The 24,280-nt window shown below is 68.7% G+C and carries 18 protein-coding genes; 8 read left to right on the top strand and 10 right to left on the bottom strand.

Annotated features, from left to right (window positions below; genetic code table 11):
* Positions 1 to 37: 37 nt before the first annotated feature.
* Positions 38 to 511, bottom strand: coding sequence for a hypothetical protein (locus AC6CH0_RS09645; protein ID WP_498100125.1), 474 nt, complete (start codon positions 509 to 511; stop codon positions 38 to 40).
* Between the two features lie 203 nt (positions 512 to 714).
* Here AC6CH0_RS09645 and AC6CH0_RS09640 point away from each other — a divergent pair, with 203 nt between their 5' ends.
* Together AC6CH0_RS09640 and AC6CH0_RS09635 are read left to right on the top strand one after the other, a co-directional pair.
* Complete coding sequence (locus AC6CH0_RS09640) at positions 715 to 1,962, top strand: sensor histidine kinase (RefSeq protein WP_498100123.1); 1,248 nt, start codon at positions 715 to 717, stop codon at positions 1,960 to 1,962.
* The gene (locus tag AC6CH0_RS09635; RefSeq protein ID WP_498100121.1) at positions 1,959 to 2,585 is read left to right on the top strand and encodes a response regulator transcription factor; all 627 of its coding nucleotides are present in this window, start codon (positions 1,959 to 1,961) and stop codon (positions 2,583 to 2,585) included. Before AC6CH0_RS09640 ends, AC6CH0_RS09635 begins: the two co-directional genes overlap by 4 nt.
* A gap of 9 nt (positions 2,586 to 2,594) precedes the next feature.
* Here the strand turns inward: AC6CH0_RS09635 and uxaC are convergent, their stop codons facing one another.
* Positions 2,595 to 4,013, bottom strand: a complete 1,419-nt coding sequence (gene uxaC / locus AC6CH0_RS09630; RefSeq protein WP_498100119.1) for a glucuronate isomerase — start codon at positions 4,011 to 4,013, stop codon at positions 2,595 to 2,597.
* 106 nt (positions 4,014 to 4,119) lie between these two features.
* On the opposite strand from uxaC, the gene AC6CH0_RS09625 reads away from it, so the two are divergent.
* The 3 genes from AC6CH0_RS09625 (at position 4,120) to manD (ending at position 8,042) form a co-directional block, all read left to right on the top strand.
* Complete coding sequence (locus tag AC6CH0_RS09625) at positions 4,120 to 5,523, top strand: mannitol dehydrogenase family protein (RefSeq protein WP_498100117.1); 1,404 nt, start codon at positions 4,120 to 4,122, stop codon at positions 5,521 to 5,523.
* An 11-nt stretch (positions 5,524 to 5,534) separates the two neighbouring features.
* Positions 5,535 to 6,710, top strand: a complete 1,176-nt coding sequence (locus tag AC6CH0_RS09620) for a LacI family DNA-binding transcriptional regulator (RefSeq protein WP_498100115.1) — start codon at positions 5,535 to 5,537, stop codon at positions 6,708 to 6,710.
* A gap of 102 nt (positions 6,711 to 6,812) precedes the next feature.
* Positions 6,813 to 8,042 (top strand): D-mannonate dehydratase ManD, encoded by a 1,230-nt coding sequence (gene manD / locus AC6CH0_RS09615; RefSeq protein WP_498100113.1) that lies wholly within the window; start codon positions 6,813 to 6,815, stop codon positions 8,040 to 8,042.
* Between the two features lie 114 nt (positions 8,043 to 8,156).
* Here the strand turns inward: manD and AC6CH0_RS09610 are convergent, their stop codons facing one another.
* The 5 genes from AC6CH0_RS09610 to AC6CH0_RS09590 are packed head-to-tail and all read right to left on the bottom strand — an operon-like array spanning position 8,157 to position 14,083.
* A complete protein-coding gene (locus tag AC6CH0_RS09610) occupies positions 8,157 to 9,605 on the bottom strand; it encodes a polysaccharide lyase 6 family protein (RefSeq protein WP_498100111.1) in 1,449 nt (482 codons plus the stop codon).
* Complete coding sequence (locus tag AC6CH0_RS09605; RefSeq protein ID WP_498100109.1) at positions 9,602 to 10,915, bottom strand: alpha-L-fucosidase; 1,314 nt, start codon at positions 10,913 to 10,915, stop codon at positions 9,602 to 9,604. Before AC6CH0_RS09605 ends, AC6CH0_RS09610 begins: the two co-directional genes overlap by 4 nt.
* Entirely contained in the window at positions 10,912 to 11,778 is an 867-nt protein-coding gene (locus AC6CH0_RS09600; protein ID WP_498100107.1) for a carbohydrate ABC transporter permease, read from the bottom strand. The genes AC6CH0_RS09605 and AC6CH0_RS09600 overlap by 4 nt, the downstream gene beginning before the upstream one ends.
* Positions 11,775 to 12,761, bottom strand: coding sequence for a carbohydrate ABC transporter permease (locus AC6CH0_RS09595; protein WP_498100105.1), 987 nt, complete (start codon positions 12,759 to 12,761; stop codon positions 11,775 to 11,777). Before AC6CH0_RS09595 ends, AC6CH0_RS09600 begins: the two co-directional genes overlap by 4 nt.
* Positions 12,758 to 14,083, bottom strand: a complete 1,326-nt coding sequence (locus AC6CH0_RS09590) for a sugar ABC transporter substrate-binding protein (protein WP_498100103.1) — start codon at positions 14,081 to 14,083, stop codon at positions 12,758 to 12,760. Before AC6CH0_RS09590 ends, AC6CH0_RS09595 begins: the two co-directional genes overlap by 4 nt.
* A 142-nt stretch (positions 14,084 to 14,225) precedes the next feature.
* On the opposite strand from AC6CH0_RS09590, the gene AC6CH0_RS09585 reads away from it, so the two are divergent.
* Positions 14,226 to 15,227, top strand: a complete 1,002-nt coding sequence (locus AC6CH0_RS09585) for a hydroxyacid dehydrogenase (protein ID WP_498100101.1) — start codon at positions 14,226 to 14,228, stop codon at positions 15,225 to 15,227.
* 108 nt (positions 15,228 to 15,335) lie between these two features.
* Positions 15,336 to 16,667 carry a GNAT family N-acetyltransferase gene (locus AC6CH0_RS09580; RefSeq protein ID WP_498100099.1) on the top strand — a complete coding sequence of 444 codons (1,332 nt, stop codon included), beginning with the start codon at positions 15,336 to 15,338 and terminating at the stop codon, positions 16,665 to 16,667.
* A 22-nt stretch (positions 16,668 to 16,689) separates the two neighbouring features.
* Here AC6CH0_RS09580 and AC6CH0_RS09575 read toward each other — a convergent pair whose 3' ends face one another.
* The gene (locus tag AC6CH0_RS09575) at positions 16,690 to 17,745 is read right to left on the bottom strand and encodes an AI-2E family transporter (RefSeq protein ID WP_498100097.1); all 1,056 of its coding nucleotides are present in this window, start codon (positions 17,743 to 17,745) and stop codon (positions 16,690 to 16,692) included.
* Between the two features lie 253 nt (positions 17,746 to 17,998).
* On the opposite strand from AC6CH0_RS09575, the gene AC6CH0_RS09570 reads away from it, so the two are divergent.
* On the top strand, positions 17,999 to 19,441 hold the full coding sequence (locus AC6CH0_RS09570; RefSeq protein ID WP_498100095.1) for an MDR family MFS transporter: 1,443 nt from the start codon (positions 17,999 to 18,001) through the stop codon (positions 19,439 to 19,441).
* A gap of 15 nt (positions 19,442 to 19,456) precedes the next feature.
* Here AC6CH0_RS09570 and AC6CH0_RS09565 read toward each other — a convergent pair whose 3' ends face one another.
* Together AC6CH0_RS09565 and AC6CH0_RS09560 are read right to left on the bottom strand one after the other, a co-directional pair.
* Positions 19,457 to 20,617 carry a HupE/UreJ family protein gene (locus AC6CH0_RS09565; protein ID WP_498100093.1) on the bottom strand — a complete coding sequence of 387 codons (1,161 nt, stop codon included), beginning with the start codon at positions 20,615 to 20,617 and terminating at the stop codon, positions 19,457 to 19,459.
* The gene (locus tag AC6CH0_RS09560; protein WP_498100091.1) at positions 20,614 to 24,225 is read right to left on the bottom strand and encodes a metallophosphoesterase; all 3,612 of its coding nucleotides are present in this window, start codon (positions 24,223 to 24,225) and stop codon (positions 20,614 to 20,616) included. Before AC6CH0_RS09560 ends, AC6CH0_RS09565 begins: the two co-directional genes overlap by 4 nt.
* Positions 24,226 to 24,280 lie beyond the last annotated feature (55 nt).

The following is a 24,280-nucleotide window of genomic DNA, read 5'->3' as shown; positions in this document are numbered from 1 at the left end:
TCGCGACCGAGGGCACCGGCGCACCGGCGCGCACCGGTCAGCGGCTCAGCGAGACGCCGAGCGTCGCGAGCACTCCGAAGACGACGCCCCAGATGGTGATCGAGATCACCTGCCACAGGATGACGGCGTTCTTCGACGCACCGAACGAGACCATCGCCGCCGACGTGATCTGGCTCGGCAGGATCGTCTGCCCGAGCAGGCTCACGCCCGCGACGCCGTACTTGTCGAACCGCTCGCGCAGCTTCTCTCGACGCGGCGACAGCGGCTGCTCGACCTTGCCGGCGACGACCTTCGACCGCACGCTGTGCGCGCTGAGCACGAAGATCAGCATCGAGATGACGTTTCCGACGATGGCCGCGCCGATCGCGACAGCGGGGTTGAGGCCGGCGAGGATGCCGACGACCGATCCGAAGTAGGACTCGACGAACGGGATGGCGGCAGCGATCACGACTCCCACCCACTGCAGCAGCGTCGGGAGCGAAGCGGTGAAGTCCTGCAGGGCGTCGAACATGGTGGTGCCTTTCCGTCGGGGCGCCGCGGTTCTCGCGGTGGCCGGTTCATCTGCATCAAGGCTGGCTCGCCGCGGCGTGAGGGCACAGTGGCCCCGTGGCAGGCATTCACGGTGACGTTCCGCACTGCGGATCATGACAAATGTCACTGCCATACGCTGGGCTGCATGTGCCGCGTGATCGCCCGCTCCCCGAGGTTCCGCCGTTGAGCGCGCCCGCTGCTCGAGCAGCCGACATCGAGGCGAGCGTGCGAGACGACGGGGCGCGCGACGGACGAGGCGTGCACGCCACGTGGCTGTACACGCTCGGCTCGATCGTGTTCTTCTTCGTGATGCTCGACGCCATCCTGGTGTTCTCCGCGCTCGAGTCGTTCACCGCGTCGCCGAGCGTGCTCAGCGCCGCGCAGCTCGCCGCGCTCGTCCTCGCCGTCGGCGTGCAGTTGCGGTATTGCTGGTTCTTGCGCGCCGGCCGTGGCGGTGGATCCCCCGCTGGGTTCTGGACCGCTGCGCTCCTCATTCCGGCGGGGACCACCTGGGTGCTCGGCCTCTTCGCGCCGGGCAGCGGAATCACCTCGGTCGCGCCCTTCTGGATGGCCGTCGTGCTGTACTCCTGTCTCCTGCCGGAGCGGGCACGCCGTTGGACCGCGCTCGCGCTCGGGTTCGGCCTCGTGCTCCTGCAGCCGGTCATCGTGTCGCTGCTGCACGGCGAGCCGTACGACCTCTTCGGCGATTCCCCGTCGTGGCTGCTCGTGATCTACGGCGCGCTCCTCCCGCTCATGGTCTGGAGCAGCCTCTGGTGGTGGGAGATCGTCGTCACCCTCGATCGACATCGGCGCGTCGCAGCCGAGCTCGCGGTGGCGCAGGAGCGTCTGCGCTTCGCGTCCGATCTCCATGACATCCAGGGCCACCACCTGCAGGTGATCGCGTTGAAGGCCGAACTCGCCGATCGCCTGCTCGCGGTCGACCCTGCAGCCGCCCGACAGCACCTGCACGAGACACGCCTGATCGCGAAGCAAGCACTCGAGGAGACCAGATCGCTCGTCTCGGGGTACCGCGACATCGCGCTCGACGTCGAGCTGGAGAACGCCAAGGAGGTGCTCGCGGCTGCGGGTGCACGGTGCGAGCTCAGCGTCGCGTCGCTGCCCGTCGAGCCCGTCGTTCGGCGGGCCCTCGCCATGGTCGTGCGCGAGGCGACGACGAACATCCTGCGCCACAGCGCGGCGGTCAACGCGTCGATCACGCTGCAGCACACCGATGGAGGCTACGCGCTCGAGGTGGTGAACGACGGGACGACGAGCGGTGCGAGCGCGCGACGGACCCCAAGCACTGGCCTCGCCGGCCTGCGTGAACGGGTGACCGCGCTGGGCGGGCGACTCGACACGGCGACGGATGCCGCAAGCGGCCGCTTCGAGCTGCGGGCGTGGATCCCGTCGCAGCCGGGGGGCACGGCATGAACGAGCCGTCGATCCCACGCGTCATCCGCCTGCTGATCGCCGACGACGAGCACCTGATCCGTGGTGCACTGCAGGCCCTGCTCGGACTGGAGTCCGACATCGAGGTCGTCGCGAGCGTCGACAACGGCATCGCCGCCGCCGAGGCGGCACTCGCGACGCAACCCGACGTCTGCCTGCTCGACCTCGAGATGCCCCGAGCCGATGGCATCGAGGCCGCGTCTCGCATCCTCGAGACGGTGAGCACGCGCGTCGTCATCGTCACGCGGCACGCGCGGCCCGGTGTGCTCCGGCGCGCGCTCGCTGCGCGGGTCTCCGGATTCGTGCCCAAGTCCACGCCGGCCGAAGACCTCGCCGACGTCATCCGCGACGTCGCGGCGGGCAAGCGGTACATCGACCCTGAGATCGCGGCCGCCGCGCTGACCGCCGAACGTTGTCCACTGACCGATCGGGAACTCGACGCGCTGCGCCTGAGCCGCTCGACGACGCAGGTGCAGCAGATCGCCCAGCAACTCCACCTCGCACCCGGGACGGTGCGCAACTACCTCTCGTCGGCGATGACGAAGCTCGATGCGCGCACCCGGCACGAAGCGGCCGAACACGCGTGGCAGCAGGGCTGGATCTGAGGCGAGCCCTCAAGCCGACGGTACGCGACGCGCGATGCGGAACGTCTCGTAGGGGATCTTGGTCACGAGGTCGACGGCGATCTCGGCGGCATCCGCCTCGCTGAGTCGATGCGTGACCACCAGGTTCGCGAGGAACGCGGCGTCGGTGCGTCTCGACATGTCGTGCCGCGCGGGGATCGAGCAGAACCCCCGGGTGTCGTCGATGAAACCCGACGTCTTCACGAACCCCGCGCCATCCGTCACGGCGTCACGATAACGCGAGATCGCCGACGGTGCGTCGAGGAACCACCACGGTGCCCCGATGTAGACGCTCGGATAGAACCCGGCGAGCGGAGCCAGCTCGCGCGAGAACGTCGTCTCGTCGACGGTGAACAGCACGAGTCGCAGACTCGCCTCGCCACCGAAGTCGTTGAGCGCCCGTCGCAACGGTTCGGTGAAGGCTCCGTTGGCCGGCAGGTCGTGGCCGGTGTCGGGGCCGTACGTGCGGAGCGTCGGGCCATGGTGGTTCCGGATGACGCCGGCATGGAGTTGCATCACGAGACCGTCGCCCGCGGCCATCTCGATGAAGCGGTAGAGCATGTCGCTGCGGTAGGCCCGCGCGTCGGCACGAGAGATCGCCCCGGCAAGGGCCGCCGCGTGGATGCGCTCAGCGTCCGCCTCGGACAGCGGCTCGGCCGAGGCGTCGCGCACTCCGGTGTCGGTCGCCGTTCCGCCGTGCGCCCGAAACGCCGCCCGGCGAGCCCGCAATGCGTCGAGCAGACCGCGGCGGGTTCCGCAGTCGATGTCGGCCACGACGGAGAGCTCGGCGAGTGCGTGGCGCCAGCCCGGCGCAGACGGGTCCATATAGCGGTCGGCGCGGAACGTGGGCAGTACCCGCCCGGTGAATTCCGGCGCCGCCGCCAGTCGGCGATGCGCCGCAAGGTCATCGGCCGGATCGTCGGTCGTGGCGAGCACGTCGACGTTGAAGCGTTCGAACAGGGCGAGCGGCCGGAAGGCGGGCTCGGCCAGCTGCGCTTCGATGCGATCGAAGATCCGGTCCGCGTTCGACTCGTCGAGCCGCTCGGTGACGCCGAACAACTCGTGCATCTGGAAATCGAGCCAATACCGCACAGCGGTGCCGCGGAAGGCCGGCCAATTGCGGGCGAGCTCGCGCCAGACCGACCGCGAGTCGGGTTCCGCCGTCGGCGCGATCTCGGACATCGGCACGCCGAGGGCATGCAACATGCGGACCACGTAGTGGTCCGAGGTCACGAGTAGCTCGGCCGGGCCGCCGAACCGCTCGTCGGCCTCGAGCATCGACGCTTCGACATGCCCGTGCGGCGAGCAGATCGGTGCGTCCGCCACGAGCGCGACGAGCGAACGGGCGATCGCTCGCGCTGCGGGGTCGGCGGGCAGGAGGCGGTCTGGGTCGAGGATCAGGGCAGTCATGTCGCTCTCGGCTGGGGATGCCATCGGGCATCGGGGCGGTGCTTCGTGTTGCAGCGTAGTCATCACCGTGCATGGTTGGCAAGCGATTGCCAAGTATGATGAGTCGATGCTGACCACCACGCTGCGCACCGACCGCTTCACACCGCCGCACAACTCGAGCGAGATGCCGATTCGGCTCGTGCACCTCGGCGTCGGCGCCTTCCATCGCGCGCACCAGGCCTGGTACACCCACGAGGCGAACGAGCGGTTGCGCATCCAGTCGAAGGGTGCGCAGCTCGACGACTCGCTCCCGTGGGCGATCGCCGCGTTCACCGGTCGGACCGCCGGCGCCGCAGAGCTGCTCAGCGCGCAGCGCGGCGGCTACACGCTGCTCACCCGAGCGGCAGCGGGCGACGAGGCCAGATTCATCACGAGTATCCGCTCAGTCGGCGACGGCGCAGACTCCGCCGCTTGGCTCACGAGAGCGGCGGCCGCCGAGACGGCGGTCATCTCGTTGACCATCACGGAGCGCGGCTACCACCTCGGCTCGAACCGACGGCTCGCAATCGACGACCCGATCGTGACGTCCGACCTCGCCGCCCTCGCCGCCGACCCGTCGGCCCCTGTCGCGACGGCGGCAGCGCGCCTCGTCGCCGCCCTCGCAGAGCGGCGCCGCACCGACGCCCCGCCGCTCGCGATCGTCAGTTGCGACAACCTCGCCGACAACGGCACGCTCACACGCGACATGGTGCACGGATTCGCCTCAGCGCTCGACCCGTCACTCGCACGATGGATCCTCGACCAGGTCTCGTTCGTCTCGTCGGTGGTCGACCGCATCACTCCGGCGATCACCGCCGACGACCTCGAGGCGGCGCAAGCGCTGACGCAGGTGGCCGACCCGGCATGCGTCGTCACCGAACCGCATTCGGAGTGGATCCTCTCGGGTGAGTTCCCAGCGGGGCGGCCCGCCTGGGAACTGGCGGGCGCACGCGCTGCCGATGTACTGGCCCCATTCGCCGAACGCAAGCTCCGCCTGCTCAACGGCGGCCACTCTCTCCTCGCCTATCACGGGCTTCGGCGCGGGCATACGACGATCGATCAGGCGTTCGAGGATCCCGCACTCCGGGCTCTCACCGAACGGTACTGGGAGGAGGCGCTACCGGGATGCCGCCTGCCTGCGCCCGAGCTCGCTGCCTCGATCGAGTCGACGCGTGTCCGCTTCGCCAACCGACGTCTTCCTCATCATCTCGCTCAGATCGCCCAGGACGGCGAGCACAAGCTCCCGGAACGCATACTGCCCGTCATGCTCGATGCCCTGGATTCGGGCGTCGTGCCCAGGGCCGCGGCATCCGTCATCGCGGCATGGTCACTGCAGCCGGCGCACGCGGGAGAGCCGCAGACCGTGCCGGCACGGGTCGACGCCCTGCTGGGCCGCCTCGGCGAAGGTCCACGAGCACGGAACGTCCGCTCGCTCGTCGACGCGGAGATCCGTACGCTGGGTGTCGGCGGGCGCACCGGCGTGCCGCGTTGAGAGGATCGCACATGTCCGCAGATCGCGAGCAGCCGACCACCTCGACCCCGTCGAAACGCCACCCACGGGCCGACCAGGGCGCGACCGCCGAGGAAGCCGGGGGCGCTGCCGAGCCGGACTCCGAGCGCGAGGCCGAATCGACGTCGCCCGATGGCGAGAACGGCACCGTGACGATCTACGACGTCGCCCGGCTCGCCGGGGTCAACCCATCGACGGTCTCGCGCGCGTTGAACAAACCCGGCCGAGTCAGTGCGGCCACCGAGAAGCGCATCAAGACGGCAGCCGCCACGCTGAACTACCAGGTGAATCCGATGGCCCGGGCGTTGCCGACCGGCAGGAGCTCGATTCTCGGGCTGCTCGTCTCCGACATCACGAACCCCGTCTTCTTCGACGTCGTGCGCGGCGCCGAGAGCGCCGCTGCCGCACGCGGCTACACCCTGGTGCTCGCCGAGTCTGAGGAGTCGGGCGAACGCGAGCACGAGCACGCCGAACGCCTCATGCGCATCGTCGACGGCCTGATCCTCGCCACCCCGCGCATGAGCGATGACTCGATTCGCGCGCTCGCAGCTCGGAAGCCGGTCGCCGTCGTCAACCGCGAGGTCGACGGAGTGCTCTCGGTGGTGCCGGAGCTCGAACTCGGCGTGGCCGAGGCGATCCGCCACCTGCGCGCCCTCGGGCACCGCTCGATCGCCTACCTCGCCGGACCAGAACTGTCATGGATGGCGCACCACCGCGGCAACCTGCTCGCCCGGCGCTGCGAATGGGCGCAGATCGGGTTCACGGCGCTCGGGCCGGTCGCGCCGACGATCGACGGGGGCCGCCGCAGCGCGAAGGCGGCGCTCGAGAGCGGCGCGACCGCGATCGTCGCGTACAACGACCTCGTCGCCATCGGCCTCATGCAGGAGCTCGCCGAGGCCGGCGTACCGGTGCCCGGCCAGTTGAGCGTGCTCGGCTTCGACGACATCTTCGGCGCGAACCTCACCTCCCCCGGCCTGACGACTGTGAAGTCACCGCTTCGCGAAGAGGGCGAGTACGCCCTCGCCTCGCTGCTCTCACTGATCGAGGGCGCCACCGCCGATGTGCGACCGCGGTTCGAGATGGAGACCCGCCTTGTCGTGCGCGCGTCGACCGGCCCGGTGGCGAACGGCTTCGAGACCCCGCCGAACGAACACACCGCACGCTCCTGATCGGCTGAACGAGCGTGGCCGGCGCGTCATGGTGCGACAGCCTGCTATCGTGGCTTGGCAAACGCTTGCCAAACTCACGCCGATCGAAGGAGATCCAACGCCATGCGCATCGCTGCTGCCGACGTCATCGTCACGAGCCCCGACCGCAACTTCGTCACCCTGCAGCTCACCACCGACGATGGTGTCACCGGTCTGGGCGACGCGACACTGAACGGCCGCGAGCTCGCTGTCGCGAGCTACCTCGCCGACCACGTCGTGCCGCTCCTCATCGACCGGGACCCGCATGCGATCGAAGACACCTGGCAGTTCCTCTATCGCAGTGCGTACTGGCGGCGCGGCCCCGTCACGATGGCAGCCATCGCGGCAGTCGACATGGCGCTCTGGGACATCAAGGCCAAGGTGGCAGGACTCCCGCTCTACCAATTGCTCGGCGGTGCGAGCCGTCGGGGCGCGCTGGCCTATGGGCACGCGAGCGGACGCGACATCCCCGAGTTGCTCGACTCGGTGCGCGAGCACCTCGAACTCGGCTACCGCGCGATCCGTGTGCAGACGGCGGTGCCCGGCATCAACGCCGTCTACGGCGTGGCCGCCCAGCCCTCCGCCGGCGGCGTCCGGTACGACTACGAGCCGGCGCAGCGCCTGCCGCTGCCGGCGGAGGAGGACTGGGACACCCGCGCCTACCTCCGGCACATCCCGACGGTCTTCGAAGCGGTCCGCGCCGAGTTCGGTCCCGAGCTCCCCCTCCTCCATGACGGGCACCACCGGATGACCCCGATTCAGGCGGCCCGGCTCGGTCGCGATCTCGAACCGTACGACCTGTTCTGGCTCGAGGACTGCACGCCCGCTGAGAATCAGGACGCGCTCCGCCTCGTGCGCCAGCACACCGTGACTCCGCTCGCGATCGGAGAGGTGTTCAACACGGTCTGGGACTTCCAATACCTCATCCGGGACCAGATGATCGATTACGTACGGGCGGCGGTCACCCACGCCGGCGGCATCACCCCGCTCCGCAAGATCCTCGACTATGCCGCCCAGTACCAGATCAAGTCGGGCATCCACGGCCCCACCGACATTTCACCGGTCGGCATGGCCGCCGCGTTGCACCTCGATCTCACCATCCACAACTTCGGCATCCAGGAGTACATGCGGCATGGTCCCGCCACGAACGAGGTCTTCCAGCAGTCCTTCACCTTCGACGACGGGCTCCTGCACCCTGGCGACGCACCCGGGCTCGGCGTGACGATCGACCTCGAGGCGGCGGCGGCCCACCCGTATCACCCGGCCTACCTCCCGTTCAACCGGCTGAAGGACGGCACTGTCCACGACTGGTGAGCCGGCTCGGCGCGATGATGCGGCCGCGTCGAGCCGTGCACTCCACGGTGCTGCACGAACGAGGGCACGGATGCCGCAGCATCCGTGCCCTCGTTTCGTCTTACACTCCGCCGCTCACCGTGCGAACGGACCGACGTCGGCGGGGTGCAGCGGTCCACGGCTCGCGTGAGCCGGCGTGTACTCATCGGCGCCCACGTCGGCGATGCCGCGGCGGCGGTGCCCGTCGATGTCCTCGCGGGTGATCGCGTCGTGGTTACGCGTCGCCGCGTCGATCGCGGGACTCCCCTGACCGATGCGGAACACCCCGAACTCGTCGGCCACCAGCTGCGGGTCGAGGCGGGTGAACCCCGTCGGCGGCAGGTCGCCGTCGGCCGCGGTCCCGAAGAGCACGTTGCCCGACCAGGTGAACCCCTGCGAGTTCGGCACGTTCGCCAGTAGGCCGGTCTCTCCGACCACGATGTTGTCGGCGATGACGAGGTCGTTCGGTTCGATCGGCCGGTGCGTCTCGCCGATGATGCCATCGCCGTTGCCGACGAGCGTGTTGAGTGCGATCAGCACGCGGTCCGCGGCATCGTTCTTCGTACGCGACGTCGAAGGCTCGCCCTCGTAGTGGTCGCGAAGGGTGCCGGCGCCGATGACGATCGCGCTTCCTGCGAGTCCATCGAGGTGGTTGTTGACGATGACGTGGTCGTTGCCGTAGATGCGAATGCCGTTCTCACCGCCGAGCAGGTAGTTGCCCTCGACACGAGTGCGGTTGCCGTGTCGAAGCACGATGCCGCCGAAGCTCGACCGGATCGTGTTGTACCGCACCACATTGTCAGAGGACTTGACCGAGATCGCTTCGGGGTCGCCGTCGGCCCGTTCGAAGAGATTGTGCTCCACGACGGCATTGGCGCTGCTGAGCGCGCGAGGGCTGACGCCGAGCCTGATCGGTTCGCCGCCGTTGGCTCCGGCGAAGCTGTGGTCGCTGAAGAAGTTGTGGTGCACGTGCGCGTTCTGCGCCATCGCGGTCGTTCCGGCCCCCTCGATGCCGAGGTAGACGCCCAGCGTCGACTTGCCGTGGAAGTGGTTGTACTCGACGACCGAATCATCGGCACGCAGCATGACCCAGTGCAGGCCCTCGATGTCGGCGAAGACGAGTTCATTTCGGCTGAGCGTGATGCGCGCGCAGTCTGCCGGGAGCTCGAGCGTCGTTGCCTGGGTGAACACGAATCCACTCACGACGACGTCGTGCGCGTCGCCGAAGACGAAGCTCTGCTCGCCGGTGAGCGTCACCCCGCCGACGGACTCGGCCGCGATCGTGATCGGCCGGTTCTGTCGGCCGCCGACCCCGACGACGCGGATCGGGGATCCGCTCGGAACCGCATAGACGCCGTTCGCGACCACGATTGTCGCGCCCGGAGCGGCGGAATCGATCGCCGCCTGCAGTGCCACCAGATCGGCGACCCGCGTGCGCGGCCCATTGGCGGAGGCGACCGCTGGCGCCGCCGTCGCCGGTCCACCGCCCGTCGCCACCGCCGCGGCTCCGGCCACGGCTCCGATCAGCAGGCTTCGTCGCTTCATGTTTCCTCCTCGTCGAGGGTGCGCCCGGCGGAGGTGTCCGTCGGGTCGGTCAGGAACAGCTCGATCACCGGCACGAGCGTGTCAGGCCGCCGCACGGGCAGCAGCAAGGTGAGGGTGCCGGCGGGTTGGCCGCCCATCTGCGTGTTCTGGGCCGGCCGATCGGGATCCACATGCTCGATGCGGATCTCCGAGGCATCCGCCATCAACTGCGCGTACGCTACTCGGTCGGCAAGCCCCGGCAGGTGCACATGCTTGTAGGGCCAGGCGAAGAGGTGCAGATAGAGGCGGTCGCCGCGAAGGGTGTAGCGGGCATCGGCGGGCGGCGCCCATGGGGCGGGGCCGGCTCCCCGGATGGAACGCTCGTGATCATCCATCCACGTGCCGAGCTCGCCGAGCAGTGCCTGCGCGTGCGGGTCGATGCGGCCGCGCCCATCGGGCCCGACGTTCAACAACAGGTTGCCGCCCTTTGCGACGCCGTCGATCAACAGCCGCGCGATGGTGTCGGGGCTCTTGTCGTCGTGGTTGTCGCGGTGATACCCCCAACTCCCATTCAGCGTCTGGCAGGCCTCCCAGATCACCGGTTGCCCCTCCGACTCCATCGGCCGGGCCGGCTGGTACTGCTCGGGGGTGACGAAGTCGCCGGGAATGCCGAGCCGATCGTTCACGATGATGCCGGGCTGTAGTTCGCGCACCAGGTCGAGCAGACGCTCGGCATCCCATTCCTCAGCGCCCTTGCCACCCCAGTAGTCGGCTCGGTGACGGTATGAGAAGTCGAAGAACAGGTAGTCGATCCGACCGTAGCCGGTGAGGAGCTCACGCACTTGGCCGTGAAGATAGCGCTGGTACTCGCGGATGTCGCGATCGGCCGTCGCGGCCTTGAACTCCTCGTCGTCTCGCTGGGGATGCGTGCCGTCGACGGGGAACGACTCGTGATGCCAGTCGATCAACGAGTAGTAGATGCCGACCTTCAAGCCCTCGGCCCGGCAGGCCTCGACGAAGGGGCCGATCGCGTCGCGTCCGTGGGGGGTGTTGGTGATCTTGTACTCCGTGAGCGACGAATCCCAGAGGCAGAAGCCGTCGTGGTGCTTGGCGGTGAGCACGACGTAGGCCATTCCCGCGGCCTTCGCGATGCGCGCCCACTCTCGCGGCTCGTACCGGTCAGGCTCGAAGTGGTCGAAGTACGGCTGATACTCTGCGTCGCTCATGCGCTCGTGGCTCTTCACCCATTCGTGCCGAGCCGGCAGTGCGTACAGCCCCCAGTGCACGAACATGCCGAGCCGGTCGTGAGTGAGCCAGTCGGTGCGGGTCATCCCTTCAGCGCTCCAGAGGTCAGGCCGAGCGCGAACGAGCGCTGGAAGAGGAGGAATACGATCACGGATGGCGCGAGCGCGAGCAGCGACGCGGCCATGATCACGCCCGGGGTGATGACCGGGTCGATGCGCAGGGTGCGCAACGCCAGCGGCAGGGTGTACGAATCCGATCCCGTGGCAACGAGCAACGGCAACAGGTACTGGTCCCAGATCATCGTGAAGCCGAAGACGCCGATCACGCCGATCGCCGGCTTGCACAACGGCAGGATGATCTGTCCGAAGATGCGGAACTCGCTTGCTCCGTCGATGCGCGCCGCCTCCTCGAGCTCGACCGGAACGTCTTTCATGAACTCGGTCATCACGAGGATGGAGAAGGCCCAAGCGCCGAGCGGCACGATCATGCCTGCGAGCGTGCCCATGAGGTTGATGTGCAGGAGCGGCAGATCGGCGAGGAGGATCGAGAGTGGCAGGGCGAGGATCTCTTCGGGCAGCATCATCGTCGCGAGGATCGCGACGAGCGCGAGCGCCGAGAAGCGGAACCGTTTGCGGGCGAGGGCGTAGCCGGCGAGCACCGAGACCGCCACCTGCAGGAGCAATCCGAATCCGACCACCAGGAAGGAGTTCGCGAGGTATTTCAGCACGCCGTAGTCGAACGCGATCGCGAAGTTCTCGAGGGTCGGTCGCAACGGGATCACGCTCAGTTCGGTGGGGTTGTTCACCTCGCTGAACGCACTGGCGAGCAGTGCGAGCAGTGGCCCGGCGAACAGCGCCGCGACCAGCGTGTACAGCACCACCTTCACCGTGATCGCGACGGGAGTGCGGCTCTCGGTGAGTCCGAGGGCGGTATCGGTGCCGACGCTCATGAGTCCTTCTTTCTGCGCACCAGAAGTTGCACGCCGACGGTGAGGATCAGCGTGGCGATGAAGAGGAGCACCGCACCAGCCGAGCCAATGCCGAGCTTGCCCTGCTCGAGGCCGAGCTTGTACAGCAGCGTCATTACGACCTCCGTCGCGCCGTTCGGCCCCCCATTGGTCATGAGGAAGACCTCGGTGAACACCCGGAAGCCGCGGATCGCCGCGAGGATGAAGAGGATCGCGAAGACCGGCCGCAGTCCGGGCAGGGTGACATGCACGATGCGTTGGAACCGCGACGCACCGTCGACGGTCGCGGCTTCATAGAGGCCGCGATCGATGCCCGCAAGGCCGGCCAGGATGATCATCATGTCGTAGGGAGCACCGCGCCAGATGCCCATGACCATGATGGAGCCCATCGCCGAGTCGGGGTGGTTGATGAACTCGCTCGGGCCCAGCCCGATGAGGCCGGTGATCGAGTTGAGGAACCCGTCCGACGTCGGGTAGTACATGATGCGCCAGAGCTCGGCGATGACCGCCATCGGCACCACCACGGGGAGGAAGGCGGCCGAGCGGATGAAGGAGAGTTTGCGCGTCTGGCCTTCGAGGAGGAGGGCGAGTGCGAATCCGAGCACGAGCGATCCCACGGTCTGGCCGATGGCGAGCACCAGCGTATTCACCGTGGCATCGAGGAACTCCTGCGACGAGAGGATATGCCGATAGTTGTCGAATCCGACCCAGGTGTTGCCGAGGTAGGGCTTCACGTCTTGCATCGACATCGTGATGGCCTGCACCATCGGGATGTAGCGGAAGACGAGGAAGAGCAGGAGGGCCGGGGCGAGGAACGCCCACGGCACCCACCATCGTCCGAGCCGCCGACCGCGATGCCAGCGCGGCCGGCGTCGATCCCGTTCGATCGCCGGCCCGGCCCCCGGCCGCGACGTGCTCGTCGCGACCGCGGGCGTGGTCGAAGTGTTCTTCACGGTCAGGCTCACTGGGCGAGGATTCCCTGGGTGAGCAGCTCGGCGGTGAGCTTGCCGTCGAGCTTCTCGAGCTGTTCCTCGACATCGAGGGAGCAATCGGCGATGAGTGCGTTCACGGTGTCGGCGCTCATCTGACGGATCGGCGTCCAGCTGGGGATGGTCGGCGCGTAGCGGCCCGATTCCTGGTACGCCTCGAGGAACGTCACCCAGCGCGGATCCTCCCGGATCTCGGTGATGTCGACGGTGCTGTTGACGGGCAGCTGCACGATGAAGGCCTCATCGCCCTCCATGCCGACGACCTGCCCCTCACTGCTGATCGCGAAGTCGGCGAAGGCGTTCTGCCCCGCCTGGTTCTCGGAACCGGCCATCAGGTAGACCGTTCCGCCCTCGGCGAGCACCGAGGCATCCTCCGGGCCGGTGGGAGCCGGCACGACGGTGTACTTGTCGGCCCCGAGCACGCCGTCGAACCGGGGCATGAGGTAGGGCCCGGTGACGTACATGCCGGCGACGCCGGATTCGAACGCCTCGTTCGTGGGCGGCGTGTCCATGCTCGGAGCGCCGGGCTGCATCACGCCGGCCGAGCATTGCAGGTCGCGGAACCAGGCCATCGCCTCGATCGACTCGTCGCTCGTCATCGATGGCAGGTACCCGTCTCCGGACTTCGTGATGAAGTCGCCGCCGGCTGCCCAGAGGAAGTTCGAGAAGTACCACGAGGCGTACCCGCGCTTGGTCGAGCCCGGCACGGCGAGGCCGAAAGTGTCGTCGGCGCCGTTGCCATCGGGGTCGTCGTGAGTGAACGCGGTCGCCACGGCGAGCATCTCGTCCCAGTCGGTCGGCGCTTCGAGGCCGAGCGCGTCGAGCCAGTCGCTCCGGATCATCAGCGCGTTGGCCTGAGCGGAATAGGGAATTCCGTACACCCCTCCGTCGACGGCCTTCGCCGCCGCAAGTGCCTGCGGAGTCAGATCCTCGGAATTCGGCACCTCCTCGAGGTCGATCTCGCGGAGGATCCCCTGCGTGTGCATCGTTCCGAGCTGGCTGACGTCGTTGAGCACGATGTCGGGCAGGTCGCGCTGACCGGCGCGCTGAGCGAGCTTGGTCTCGAAGTCGTCGAAGATGGCGGTGACCTCGACGTCGTAGCCGGTCTGCTCCTCGAACGCATCGACGAGCTTGTTGGCCCCTTCCTCCGCCGGGCCTCCAGGAGTTGTTCGGATCCAGAGCTCGAGCGTGGCGCTCTCGTCCTGTTCCACCTCGGAGGTCGGAGCCGCCGACGAACACGCCGTGAGGGCGAGCGCGGCACCGACGACGACTGCTGCGGTCCTCGTGAATCTGTGCATGATTTCTCCGTACGCTTGGCAAACGCTTGCCACTTTGCAAGACGTCGCTTGTGAACCTAACGTAGGGTGACGACGCTGTCAATCAATGATCGGATGTCTCGTCGCGATGACGACATCCCATCCAGACCATCGGAGGCCGACCGTGAACGACCGACTTGAGGCTGTGCTCGTCATGGAGGAGCGACGTCGCGCAGAGGTGTTCCCTGTGGACGTCATCGAGCACATCGACACACTCGTGCACCTTCGCCGCCCGTTCCTCACGAGCGAGCAGCTCATGAAGACCCCCGAGCTGCTGGGTGGCGCCGAGGTGCTCATCACCGGATGGGGCCCACCGGTGCTCGACGCTGCTCTGCTCGATGCCGCTCCCGAGCTGAAGCTGGTGCTGCACGGCGCGGGTTCGGTGAAGCACATCGCCACGCCCGAGTTCTGGCGGCGCGACATCCCGATCGTCTCCGCCGCCGCCGCCAACGCCGAGCCTGTGGCACGGTTCGCGTTCGCACACATCCTGCTCGCGGTGCGGCGCGCATCGCTCGCCGCCCGCAGCTTCGGCACGAGTCGGGAACTGACCTCGGCGGCTGTCGCGACCGGCGTCGCCGGCAGCACGGTCGGCCTCGTCGCGCTCGGCGAGATCGGCCGCCGGGTCGTCGAGCTCCTCCAACCCTTCGATGTGCAGATCCTCGCGTACGACCCCTACACCGATGCCGAGACGGCGAGGTCCTGCGGCATCGAGTTGACGTCACTGCCGGAGCTGTTCGAACGCTCCGACGTCGTCAGCTTGCATGCCCCGCTCGTCGATGCGACTCGCAACATGGTCTCGGCCGCCCTCCTCGCAACGATGCGAGCCGGCGCCACGCTGATCAATACCGCCCGGGGCGGCATCATCGCCGAGCCCGACCTCATCGCCGTGCTCCGCGCTCGCCCCGACCTCAGCGCGGTACTCGACGTGACCTGGCCCGAACCCCCGGTACAGGACTCTCCGCTCCACGAACTGCCCAACGTCGAACTGACCCCGCACATCGCCGGCGCCATCGGGCGCGACCGGGGTGAGCTCGGCAGGCTGGTCGCGGCCGAGCTCGGCCGTTTCTGCGAAGGCCAGGAGCTGCGCCATCGCGTCGATGCTTCCAGGCTCCATCAGTCGGCTTGACCGTCGTTTTGGCAAGCGATTGCCTTTGAATTTCCCTCGATCACGACCATGCCGCGTCGACCCGCGCTGGCCGCGACACGCTCGGCTGTCGCCGACTACGATGGGTTGATGTCGTTCGACCTGCAGGGTTTCCCCGCCGATTCCGAGGCACTGGCCACGCTCTCCGCGAGAGGACTCGCCTACCGCCTGGTCGACACGAGCGATGTCGCGGCCACCGAGGCCTGGGCGCAGGCCGACTTCCGCGGCTTCCACCACGCGCGTCCGCGGCAGATCGACCTCGACTTCGACCTCGGCATGCTCGCCGAACGCCGCGTGCACGGCGTGTACGACCCCACCATCGCCGACCCGGCAGTGCCCGTCGCGACCGTCTCGAGTTGGCCGACGGGGCTGAGCGTTCCGGGTGGCCGCAGCGTCGACGCGTGGGCGGTGAGCTCCGTCACCGTCTCGCCCACGCACCGGCGCCGCGGCATCGCTCGAGCGCTCATGCTCGCCGAGTTGCAGAACGCCCGCGCGGCCGGAGCTGCGCTCGCCATGCTCACTGCCACCGAGGCCACGATCTACGGGCGATACGGCTACGCGCCGGCGGCACGCGCCGCGACCGTGTACGTCGACCGGAGGCGCGCGCACTGGATCGGTCCGGATGCACCCGGTCGCGTGCAGTTCGTCGATGCCGCGTCCCTTCGCGAGGTCGCGCCGGCGCTCGCCCGCCGCGCGGTCGCCCGCACCCCGGGCGAGATCGATCGCTGGCCGGGCCTGCTCGACCGCGTGCTCGGCCTCCACGACCCCGAGGGCGAACGATCACGTTCCAGAAGGGTCGTGCGCTACGACGACGAGCGCGGCCAGCCGCAGGGCTTCGCGGTCTTCCACGTGACCCGTGAACCGAATGAACCGGGCGTCGCCGAGTTCGACTTCCTCGCTGCGGCGACCGACGACGCCGAGCAGGCGCTCTGGCGCTTCCTCGTCGAGCAGGACTTCGTCTCCGGCACGCGCGGGCTGCTGCGATCGATCGACGAGCCGCTACCGTGGCTGCTCGAAGACCCCCGGGCGATCACCCTCAGCGACGTCGTCGACCACCTCTGGCTGCGCGTGATCGACCCGGTCGCGGCGCTTGCCGCGCGCCGGTACAGCACGCCCGGTCGTCTCGTCGTCGACATCGACGATCCGGTCGGCATCGCGGCCGGGCGGTTCGAGCTCGTGGTCGACGAGGCGGGGCGGGCCGAGGTCACGGCCATCGAGTCGCCGGATACCGCGGCATCCGTGAAGGGCGCACGAGGCATCCGGCTCGGCATCGGCGAGCTCGGCGCGATCTACCTCGGCGGCGTGCACCCCTCGGTGCTCGCACGGGCCGGCCGCATCGGCGAGCTCTCACCGCGGTCGATCGAACTCGCCGACCGCATGTTCGCCGCGCAGCGCGCACCGCATCTCAGCATCTGGTTCTGAGTCGCACGGTGACGGGCTCAGGTCAGACGGTGTCCTGACGCGGGAAGACGACCTTCTCGACGATGATGATGAGCGACGCCGCGATCGGGATCGCGACGAGCGCGCCGAGCACACCACCGAGCGTGCCACCCGCGACCGCCGCGATCACCACGAGCGCTCCGGGCACCGCGACCGCGCGACTCATGATGCGCGGGCTCAGCACGTAAGCCTCGACCTGCATGTAGATCAGGTAGTAGATCGCTGCGGCGAGCGCCGTCTCGGGTGAAGCGGCGAATGAGACGAGCGAGATGATCACCGCGCCCGTCAGCGTTCCGACGAGCGGCACCAGTGAGAACAGGAACGCGATGAACGCGAGCAGGATCGGTGCCGGCGCGCCGATGATCGAGAGGTAGATGAGGCTCAGCACGCCGTTCGTCGCACCGAGACCGAACTGCCCGATGACGTAGCGACCGACCGAGCCCGTGATCTCCTCCGAGACATCGCGGTAGGAACCACGCGAGCTCGCCGGCACGAAGCGAGCGGCATAGCGCTTCATCGAGTCGAGCGATGCGAGGAAGTAGAGCGTCAGGATGAGCACGATCGTCGCGCCGGTGAACCCGCCGGCGATGCCGACGCCGACCGCGAGGATGCCGCCGCCGAGCGACCCGAGGTTCTCTGGGTCGGCGAGCCAGTCACCGGCCGACGTGATGGCCTCCTCGATCGCGTGTCCGCTCCCGGTCAGGCTGTTGAGCCATGCCACGAAATCACTGTTCGTGAAGTTGGTGACGATGTCGTCCCAGTTCTCGACGACGATCGTCGTCTGTTCGACGACGATCGGCACGATCGTTGCGATGAGGCCGGCGAAGATGCCGATGACCCCGGCGAAGACGATGAGGATCGCGAGCCACCTCGGCATGCCCCGCCGTTGCAGCCAGCTGACGATCGGGTCGAGACCCAGCGCGAGGAAGAGCGCGAGCGCCACGTAGAGGATGACCGTGCCGAGCTCGCCGAGGATGCCGCCGAGCATCACCGCCAGCAGCACCCCGAGCGCACCGACGAACCCGATGCGGAACGCACGGATCTTGATCTCGGGTGCCATCGAGTGGCCGTCGCTCGTGATCTCCGCGCTGGCGGGGGGTGACGCAGGCGCCACTCGTTTCGTTCGGATCCGCATGAATCCGACGGTAGTGGGCGGCGCCCTCGAGGGCACGTGCTTGACCCGGCGAGTTCATTCCGGTATCCACGCGAGGTCGGGCGCACGACATTGCGGCCCGACATCCGTGGAATGAATCGGCGTCGCCGACGTTTGCCTCTGTGGGAGCGCTGCGGCGCGCCCGGAAACGAGGTGGAACGTGACGGTGACGACGGCAGTGGGATTCCGCTCCGAGCGCGGGCCGGTGCTCATCGCCGTGATGCTGGCAACCGGGCTGATCGCGATCGACTCGACGATCCTCGCCACCGCAGTGCCGTCGATCGTCGCCGACGTCGGCGGGTTCGCGCAGTTCCCGTGGTTGTTCTCCATCTACCTGCTCGCCCAGGCCGTGTCGGTGCCGCTCTACTCCAAGCTCGCCGACACCGTCGGGCGCAAGCCGATCATGCTCATCGGTATCGGTCTCTTCCTCGTCGGCTCGGTGCTCTGCGGCTTCGCGTGGGACATGACCTCGCTCATCGTCTTCCGCGCGGTGCAGGGCCTCGGCGCCGGCGCCGTGCTGCCGGTCTCGATCACCATCACGGGCGACATCTACTCGGTGCGCGAGCGCGCCCGCGTGCAGGGCTACATCGCGAGCGTCTGGGCGGTCTCCTCGGTCGTCGGCCCGACGCTCGGCGGCCTGTTCGCCGAGTTCGCCTCGTGGCGGTGGATCTTCTTCGTGAACATCCCGCTCTGCCTGATCGCGGCATGGATGCTCGTGCGGGCATACCACGAGTCGGTCACCCGCGAGAAGCACCGCATCGACGTGGCCGGCGCGAGCGTGCTCACCATCGCCCTGACCCTGCTCATCCTCGCCGTGCTCGAGGGCGGGCAGGCATGGGAGTGGCTGTCGTGGCAGTCGATCGGCGCGTTCACCGTGGGTGCAGTGCTCCTCGTCGCCTTCGTCCTCATCGAGCGGCGAGCCGCTGAGCCGGTGCTGCCCCTGTGGGTCTTCTCGCGTCGTCTCATCGTCACGACCTCGCTGATCTCCCTCGGGGTCGGCGCCGTGCTCATCGGGCTGACGTCGTACGTGCCGACGTTCCTCGAGGCAACGGCGGGGGCGACGCCGCTGATCTCGGGCCTCGCGGTGGCCGCGCTGACGCTCGGCTGGCCGATCTCGGCGAGCCAGGCCGGCCGGTTGTTCCTGCGCATCGGCTTCCGGAGCACCGCGCTCATCGGTCTTGCGATCACCGTCGCAGGGTCCGCTGCGCTCGTCGCGGCATCCTTGGTGCCGAACGTGTGGACCACCGCGATCGCGTGCTTCATCGTGGGACTCGGCCTCGGCCTCGTCGCCTCCCCGACCCTCATCGCCGCGCAATCATCGGTGCCGTGGACGGAGCGCGGCGTGGTCACCGGTGCCAACATGTTCCTGCGCTCGATCGGCAGCGCCGTCGGCGTCGCGATCTTCGGCGCGGTGGCGAACGGGGTGATCGCGAGGTCGGGGCTCGGCGAGCACTCCCCCGTGGCGATCCACGGCGCCTCGACGGCGGTGTTCATGGCGGTGCTCGCCGCCGCCGTCATCACGATCGCGGGCGGGCTGGCGATGCCGAGCGCCTCGGTCGATGAGGTCGAGCACCGTCCGGTCGAGGAGACGGCCGACGCCTGATCGCGTTCGGCCCGCTCACCCGGCTGCGACGGCCGCGGCGGTTCCGACCGCGCCGACGATGCGTTCGACGACCCAGAACAGTCCTACCGCAGCAACCAGCGCGCCGACCGCCTTCGTCGTGAGGTCGGCCGCCGGCGTGCGGCGGAGCAGCACGAGCAGCGGGAACGCGATCGCGATGATCGCGAGTTGCACGACCTCGATGCCGAGGTTGAAGACGAGCAGCGCGCCGAGCAGCTCCCACGACCACGCGGCGTCGATTCCGAGCGCACTCGCGAAGCCGAGCCCGTGCAGGAGCCCGAACGCGAAGACGACGGGCATCAGGTATCGCGCCGGCACGTCTCGGCGGAAGAAGACGGCGCCTGCGGCCGCCACGATCGACAGGGCGATGACCGGTTCCACGATCTCGGCCGGCACGCTGACGACCCCCATGCCGGCGAGCAGGAAGGTCACGCTGTGAGCGATGGTGAACGTCGTCGCGGTCACGATGACGCCGCGCAGGCTCCTGGCTCCGAGGAGGAGAGCGACGAGGAAGAGGATGTGGTCGAGGCCGAGCAGCAGGTGCTCGGCGCCGAGCAGGAAGAACTCACCGAGGTGCCCGGCCATCGACCCGAGCTCGGTGGTCGGCGCCGCCGCGGTGAGCAGCGCGCTGCCCGCGACTCCGTCGACGTTCCATGAGACGAGCGTCTCGGTGTCGTGCACGAACCCTTCGAGGTCGGGGAACAGCGCACTCGACGCCGCGAGCGTCGCGTCGGCGGCGCCGGGGCATTCGGCCGTGTACGCGAGCACGGCGAAGGCGCGCGCGTCGCGGTCACGGATGTCGCCGGTGTCGACCCGCTCGAGGCGGCAGCGCTCTCCGTCCGCGTCGAGTGCGAACCGTTCGGTGACGTACTCGTCGACGGCGTCGGCGTTCTCGGCCAGTTGTTCGAGTTGCTCGTCGCGGCCGGTCGCCTCGTAGGCCTCGGCGTAGAGCCACGCCGACTTCATCAGCAGGTCGTATTCGAGCTCGAGCTCGACGACGACCGCTCCGCGCGATCGTTCGATGTCGGCGAAGGCCGAGGTGGTGGCGTCGTGCGCCGAAGCGGGGGCCGCCGGAAGCACGATGGCGATGAACGCCGCGACGATCGCCGCCGCGGCCCGTGCGAACGGACCGCGGCGGCGGGGTGGATGGTGCGTCATCCCGCGACGGGCTCACTCGGCTGGAAGTACGGGAAGAGCGGCGACCGCTGATCCCACACTCCGGGCTTGCCCGTCGTGTCCTTCGTGACGAACACCGCCGGTTCCGAGGTGGTCTCGCCGCCGCCTTCCGACCGCGCGGTGACGATCCAGGCGTAGGCGTCGCCGGCCTTCAGCTTCGACCAGTCGACGGTGGCGACCGCACCGGAGGCGACGGTCGACTCGCCGATCACCGCGATCGGCGAGTAGATCGCGACGGAGTCGGTCTGCAGGGTCGTCGTGCGGCTCGTGAGGTCGATGGGCAGCACCATGTTGTCTTCGGTGCCGTCGTAGCGGTGCCGGTCGTCGTACTCGGTGGCGCCGAACTCGTCGAGCAGCGGCGAGTAGGTGTCGACGTTCATGATGCCGCGGTCGACGTCGATCTGCAGCAGGCGGAAGAAGCTCGCCCCGAAGCGCAGTTGATCGGTCGGCTGGTAGCCGCCGATCTCGGTGAGCCCGAGCCGGTCGGCGGAGACCGTGTAGAACTGGTAGTCGGCCAGCAGCTCGACGACGCCGTTCCCGATCTCGCCGACGTTCGGTTTCACGTTCGTGCCGACGCCGTGTTCGTGGCCCGCGAGGATCAAGAACACGTTCGGGTTCTGTGCGACGACCGTGTTGTAGAGCATCGAGCCGTCGGGCGCCGAGAACGAGGCGTTGCGGCCGTCGGGCTGGGTGCTCGGCGCGAGGTAGTCGTGCGAGAGCAGAATTCCGTTGCGGCCCGGGAACTGCGCGAACACGCTGCCGGCCCACTCCGCTTCCTCCCGCGTGACGCCGTACGACAGCCCGACCACGACGAAGTCGAGCCCACCGGCAGAGAACAGGTCGTAGTGGTTCTGGTTGTCGCCCTCGCGCCACGGGCCGCCGTACTCGGCGTGCGCCCACCCCGCAGATGCTGCGGCATAGCGGTCGGGTCCGTAGTAGCGGTTGAAGAGAGCCCCCGCGCCGTTCTCGGTGCCCGACTGGTTGTCGTGGTTGCCCGCGATCACGCCGTTCGGCACGCCCGCCGCATCGAGCACGCCCTGCTGCCGCGATGAGACCTCGAACTCGCCGACCACCTGCTGCTCGAGCTCGGGGGTCGCGGGCTTGCGGATGTTGTTCTCGATCACGTCGCCGGTGTGGGCGACATAGGAGATCTTGCGCGATTCCGCGTTCGCGGCGATCCAGTCGACGATGCCGGCGTAGGCCGACTCCCAGACGGCGCGCTCTGCTGGCGTCTCCTGCTCAACGGCCCCTTCGGAGATGTACTGGGTGTCGGTGAAGTGCGCGATCGAGAAGTCGTAGCTGGCCGGGTCGGCGAAACCGTCGGGGTCGCCGGCTTCGAGGTCGTCGGCGAAGGGGTCTTCGCCCGTGACCATCACGTGCACCCGCTGGCCGTCGAGATGGCGATCGTCGACGTTCGCCGTGAGCACCGTGTCGCCCTCGGCGGCACCGCGCGCACTCGCGAGCACGTCCCAGGCGCCGGCCTCGAGGTTCCACGCTCGCAGCGATGCGAGACGGTCGGGGTCGATGACGCCGGCCCAGCGCAGCACCGGCGCTTGCACGTGCCCCTTCACCATCACGTCGAAGCGCTGGAACGTGACATCGCGGGACGCCTCGGTGTCGAGCGTCCGGTCGTCCCCGGGCGTCAGCGCCGAGGGGCCGGTCACCTTCTGCTCGCCCTCGACCTGCAGCGTCGTGGGCACGCTCGGCGAGGTGCCCTGCCACACCTGGTTCGGGGTGAGGATCTCGGTCTGGGAGAACGTTGCGGTGACCGCTCCGCCGTCGGGCTCGGCGACCCGTGCCGAGAGGCTGACGGTGTTGCCGACATCGGTGCTGCCCGACGCCGGAGCAAGCTCCGCCGGGGCATCCGGAATGCCCGCCGAGACGAAGACGATCTCGTGCGCGACCGCGTTGCCGAGGCCGTCGACGGCATTCACCACGAGGGTGTGCTCGCCGGCCGCGAGCCCTGGGCCGACGGGTTCGGCGAGGGCGATGGCGGTGCCGTCGAGCGTGACATCGGGCCCCGAGAGCACGCCCGACGCATCGTCGAGCTGCACGTCGAGGGCGACCGCAGAGGTGATCGTCTGGCCGGCAGCGGGCACGCTCGACAGCACGGCCGGTCCGGAATTGTCGGTCACGATCGAGCGGGTCGCCACTTCACCGGTGGTGGATGCCGCGGCGATCGTGTGAGCACCGTCGTCGACGGTCGTGGTGTCGAAGTCGGCGCGCAGACCCTGCGCGGCACCCTCGACGGTGAACTGGAGCGTGATCTCGCGGAGCGCGGTGGCACTGCTGCCGCAATTGCCGTCACCCATGCTGTACGTGGGCTTCAGTGCGACACCGGCTGCGGCGCCGCTGGCGGAAGCGAGCGCGATCGCCGACACCGCGAAGTCGTCGCGGTTGACGCCGCACGTGGCGTCGACGCTGCCGGTCACGAGTTGGATCGTGTTCGCGCCGGGCTTCAGCCACTCGTTCGGGAAGGCGACGTCGACGCGGCGGTTCACGTAGTCGCCGCCGAGGTCCTGCCGCATGCCGTTCACGAGCAGATGACTGCGATACCTGGCCTCGATGGAGTTCGAGCCGACGTTGAAGCTGAACGCGGCGTCGCCCGCGCCGAGCGTGGGCACGGCCCCGATCGGCGCTTCATCGACGGTGAGCGAAGCGACGTTGCCCTCGGCGGTCGCGCGCTGCGTGGCGAAGATCTGCTGCACGCCGTGCGCGATCGTGCCGTCGGCGGGGGTCACGTACGGCGCTCCCGTCGGAGCGTTGTTCACGCTGACCGTGCTCGAGGCGCTGACGCCCGATGCCGTGGTCGCGACGATCGTGTGCTCGCCGTTCGCGACGGTCGTCGTGTCGAGTTCCGCGGTGAGCCCGGTCGTGCCCTGCGGGTCGCCGAGCACGAAGAACGAGAGCTCGGCGCTGAGCCGCAGCGAGGTGTTCGAGCCGCAGCTGCCGTCGCCGAAGGAGTAGCTGTACTCGTTCTCTTCGCCATCGGCGACTTCGCCGAGCAGCTCGAGGCCGATGTTCGAGAGCACGAAGTCGTCGTGGTTCAGCCCGCACGACGATTCGATCGCGCCCGTGACGAACTCGATCGTGTTCTCGCCCTGCACGAGAGCGCCGTTCGGCACCTCGAGGTCGATCCGCTCGTTCACCGAGTCGTCGAGCTCGAGGCGGTGCTCGCCGTTCACGAGCACGTGGTTGCCGAAGCGCGCCTCGATGGAGTTCGTGCCGACGTCGAAGCGAAGATACGAGACGCCGACCGTCTCGGTGGCATCGAGCCCGGCGCCGTCGAGCGTGAGGCTCGTGACGTCATCGTCGACGGTGACGGGGGACGCTGCGATCGTCTCGACGCCCTCGAGGAAGCTCCCGGTTGCGGGCACGAGCTGCGGCGGCGACGGCACGGCCGGTGAGGGCTTCGGCTGCTGCTTCGGCGCTGCGATCGCCGTCGCGGGTGCGGGTGCATCGGCGAGCGGCACGGCGAAAGCCGCCTGCGCCGGAACGAGCATCGCCGCACCGATCGCTGCCGCGATCGCGACTGCGACGGCTCCCCTCGACGAACCGCGTGCCCTGACCCGCTCGTTCCTCCACCGCATGCCGCGCCCTCCCTGGCGTCGCCGTACCGGCCCTCGCGGCGAACGCGAGGAGTTC

It is taken from the genome of Agromyces sp. GQ35, from assembly GCF_059758475.1.
Note: the sequence above shows the minus strand (reverse complement) of the source record. Positions and strands in the feature narration are given on the sequence as shown.

Bases quoted from the DNA above. Each gene is read 5' to 3' on its own strand.
- AC6CH0_RS09635 (WP_498100121.1), top strand. From the start codon at position 1,959: ATGAACGAGCCGTCGATCCCACGCGTCATCCGCCTGCTGATCGCCGAC.
- AC6CH0_RS09580 (WP_498100099.1), top strand. From the start codon at position 15,336: ATGTCGTTCGACCTGCAGGGTTTCCCCGCCGATTCCGAGGCACTGGCC.
- AC6CH0_RS09605 (WP_498100109.1), bottom strand. From the start codon at position 10,915: ATGACCCGCACCGACTGGCTCACTCACGACCGGCTCGGCATGTTCGTG.
- AC6CH0_RS09620 (WP_498100115.1), top strand. From the start codon at position 5,535: ATGTCCGCAGATCGCGAGCAGCCGACCACCTCGACCCCGTCGAAACGC.
- AC6CH0_RS09565 (WP_498100093.1), bottom strand. From the start codon at position 20,617: ATGACGCACCATCCACCCCGCCGCCGCGGTCCGTTCGCACGGGCCGCG.
- AC6CH0_RS09625 (WP_498100117.1), top strand. From the start codon at position 4,120: ATGCTGACCACCACGCTGCGCACCGACCGCTTCACACCGCCGCACAAC.
- AC6CH0_RS09560 (WP_498100091.1), bottom strand. From the start codon at position 24,225: ATGCGGTGGAGGAACGAGCGGGTCAGGGCACGCGGTTCGTCGAGGGGA.
- AC6CH0_RS09600 (WP_498100107.1), bottom strand. From the start codon at position 11,778: ATGAGCGTCGGCACCGATACCGCCCTCGGACTCACCGAGAGCCGCACT.
- AC6CH0_RS09575 (WP_498100097.1), bottom strand. From the start codon at position 17,745: ATGGCACCCGAGATCAAGATCCGTGCGTTCCGCATCGGGTTCGTCGGT.
- uxaC (WP_498100119.1), bottom strand. From the start codon at position 4,013: ATGACTGCCCTGATCCTCGACCCAGACCGCCTCCTGCCCGCCGACCCC.
- AC6CH0_RS09590 (WP_498100103.1), bottom strand. From the start codon at position 14,083: ATGCACAGATTCACGAGGACCGCAGCAGTCGTCGTCGGTGCCGCGCTC.
- AC6CH0_RS09645 (WP_498100125.1), bottom strand. From the start codon at position 511: ATGTTCGACGCCCTGCAGGACTTCACCGCTTCGCTCCCGACGCTGCTG.
- manD (WP_498100113.1), top strand. From the start codon at position 6,813: ATGCGCATCGCTGCTGCCGACGTCATCGTCACGAGCCCCGACCGCAAC.
- AC6CH0_RS09610 (WP_498100111.1), bottom strand. From the start codon at position 9,605: ATGAAGCGACGAAGCCTGCTGATCGGAGCCGTGGCCGGAGCCGCGGCG.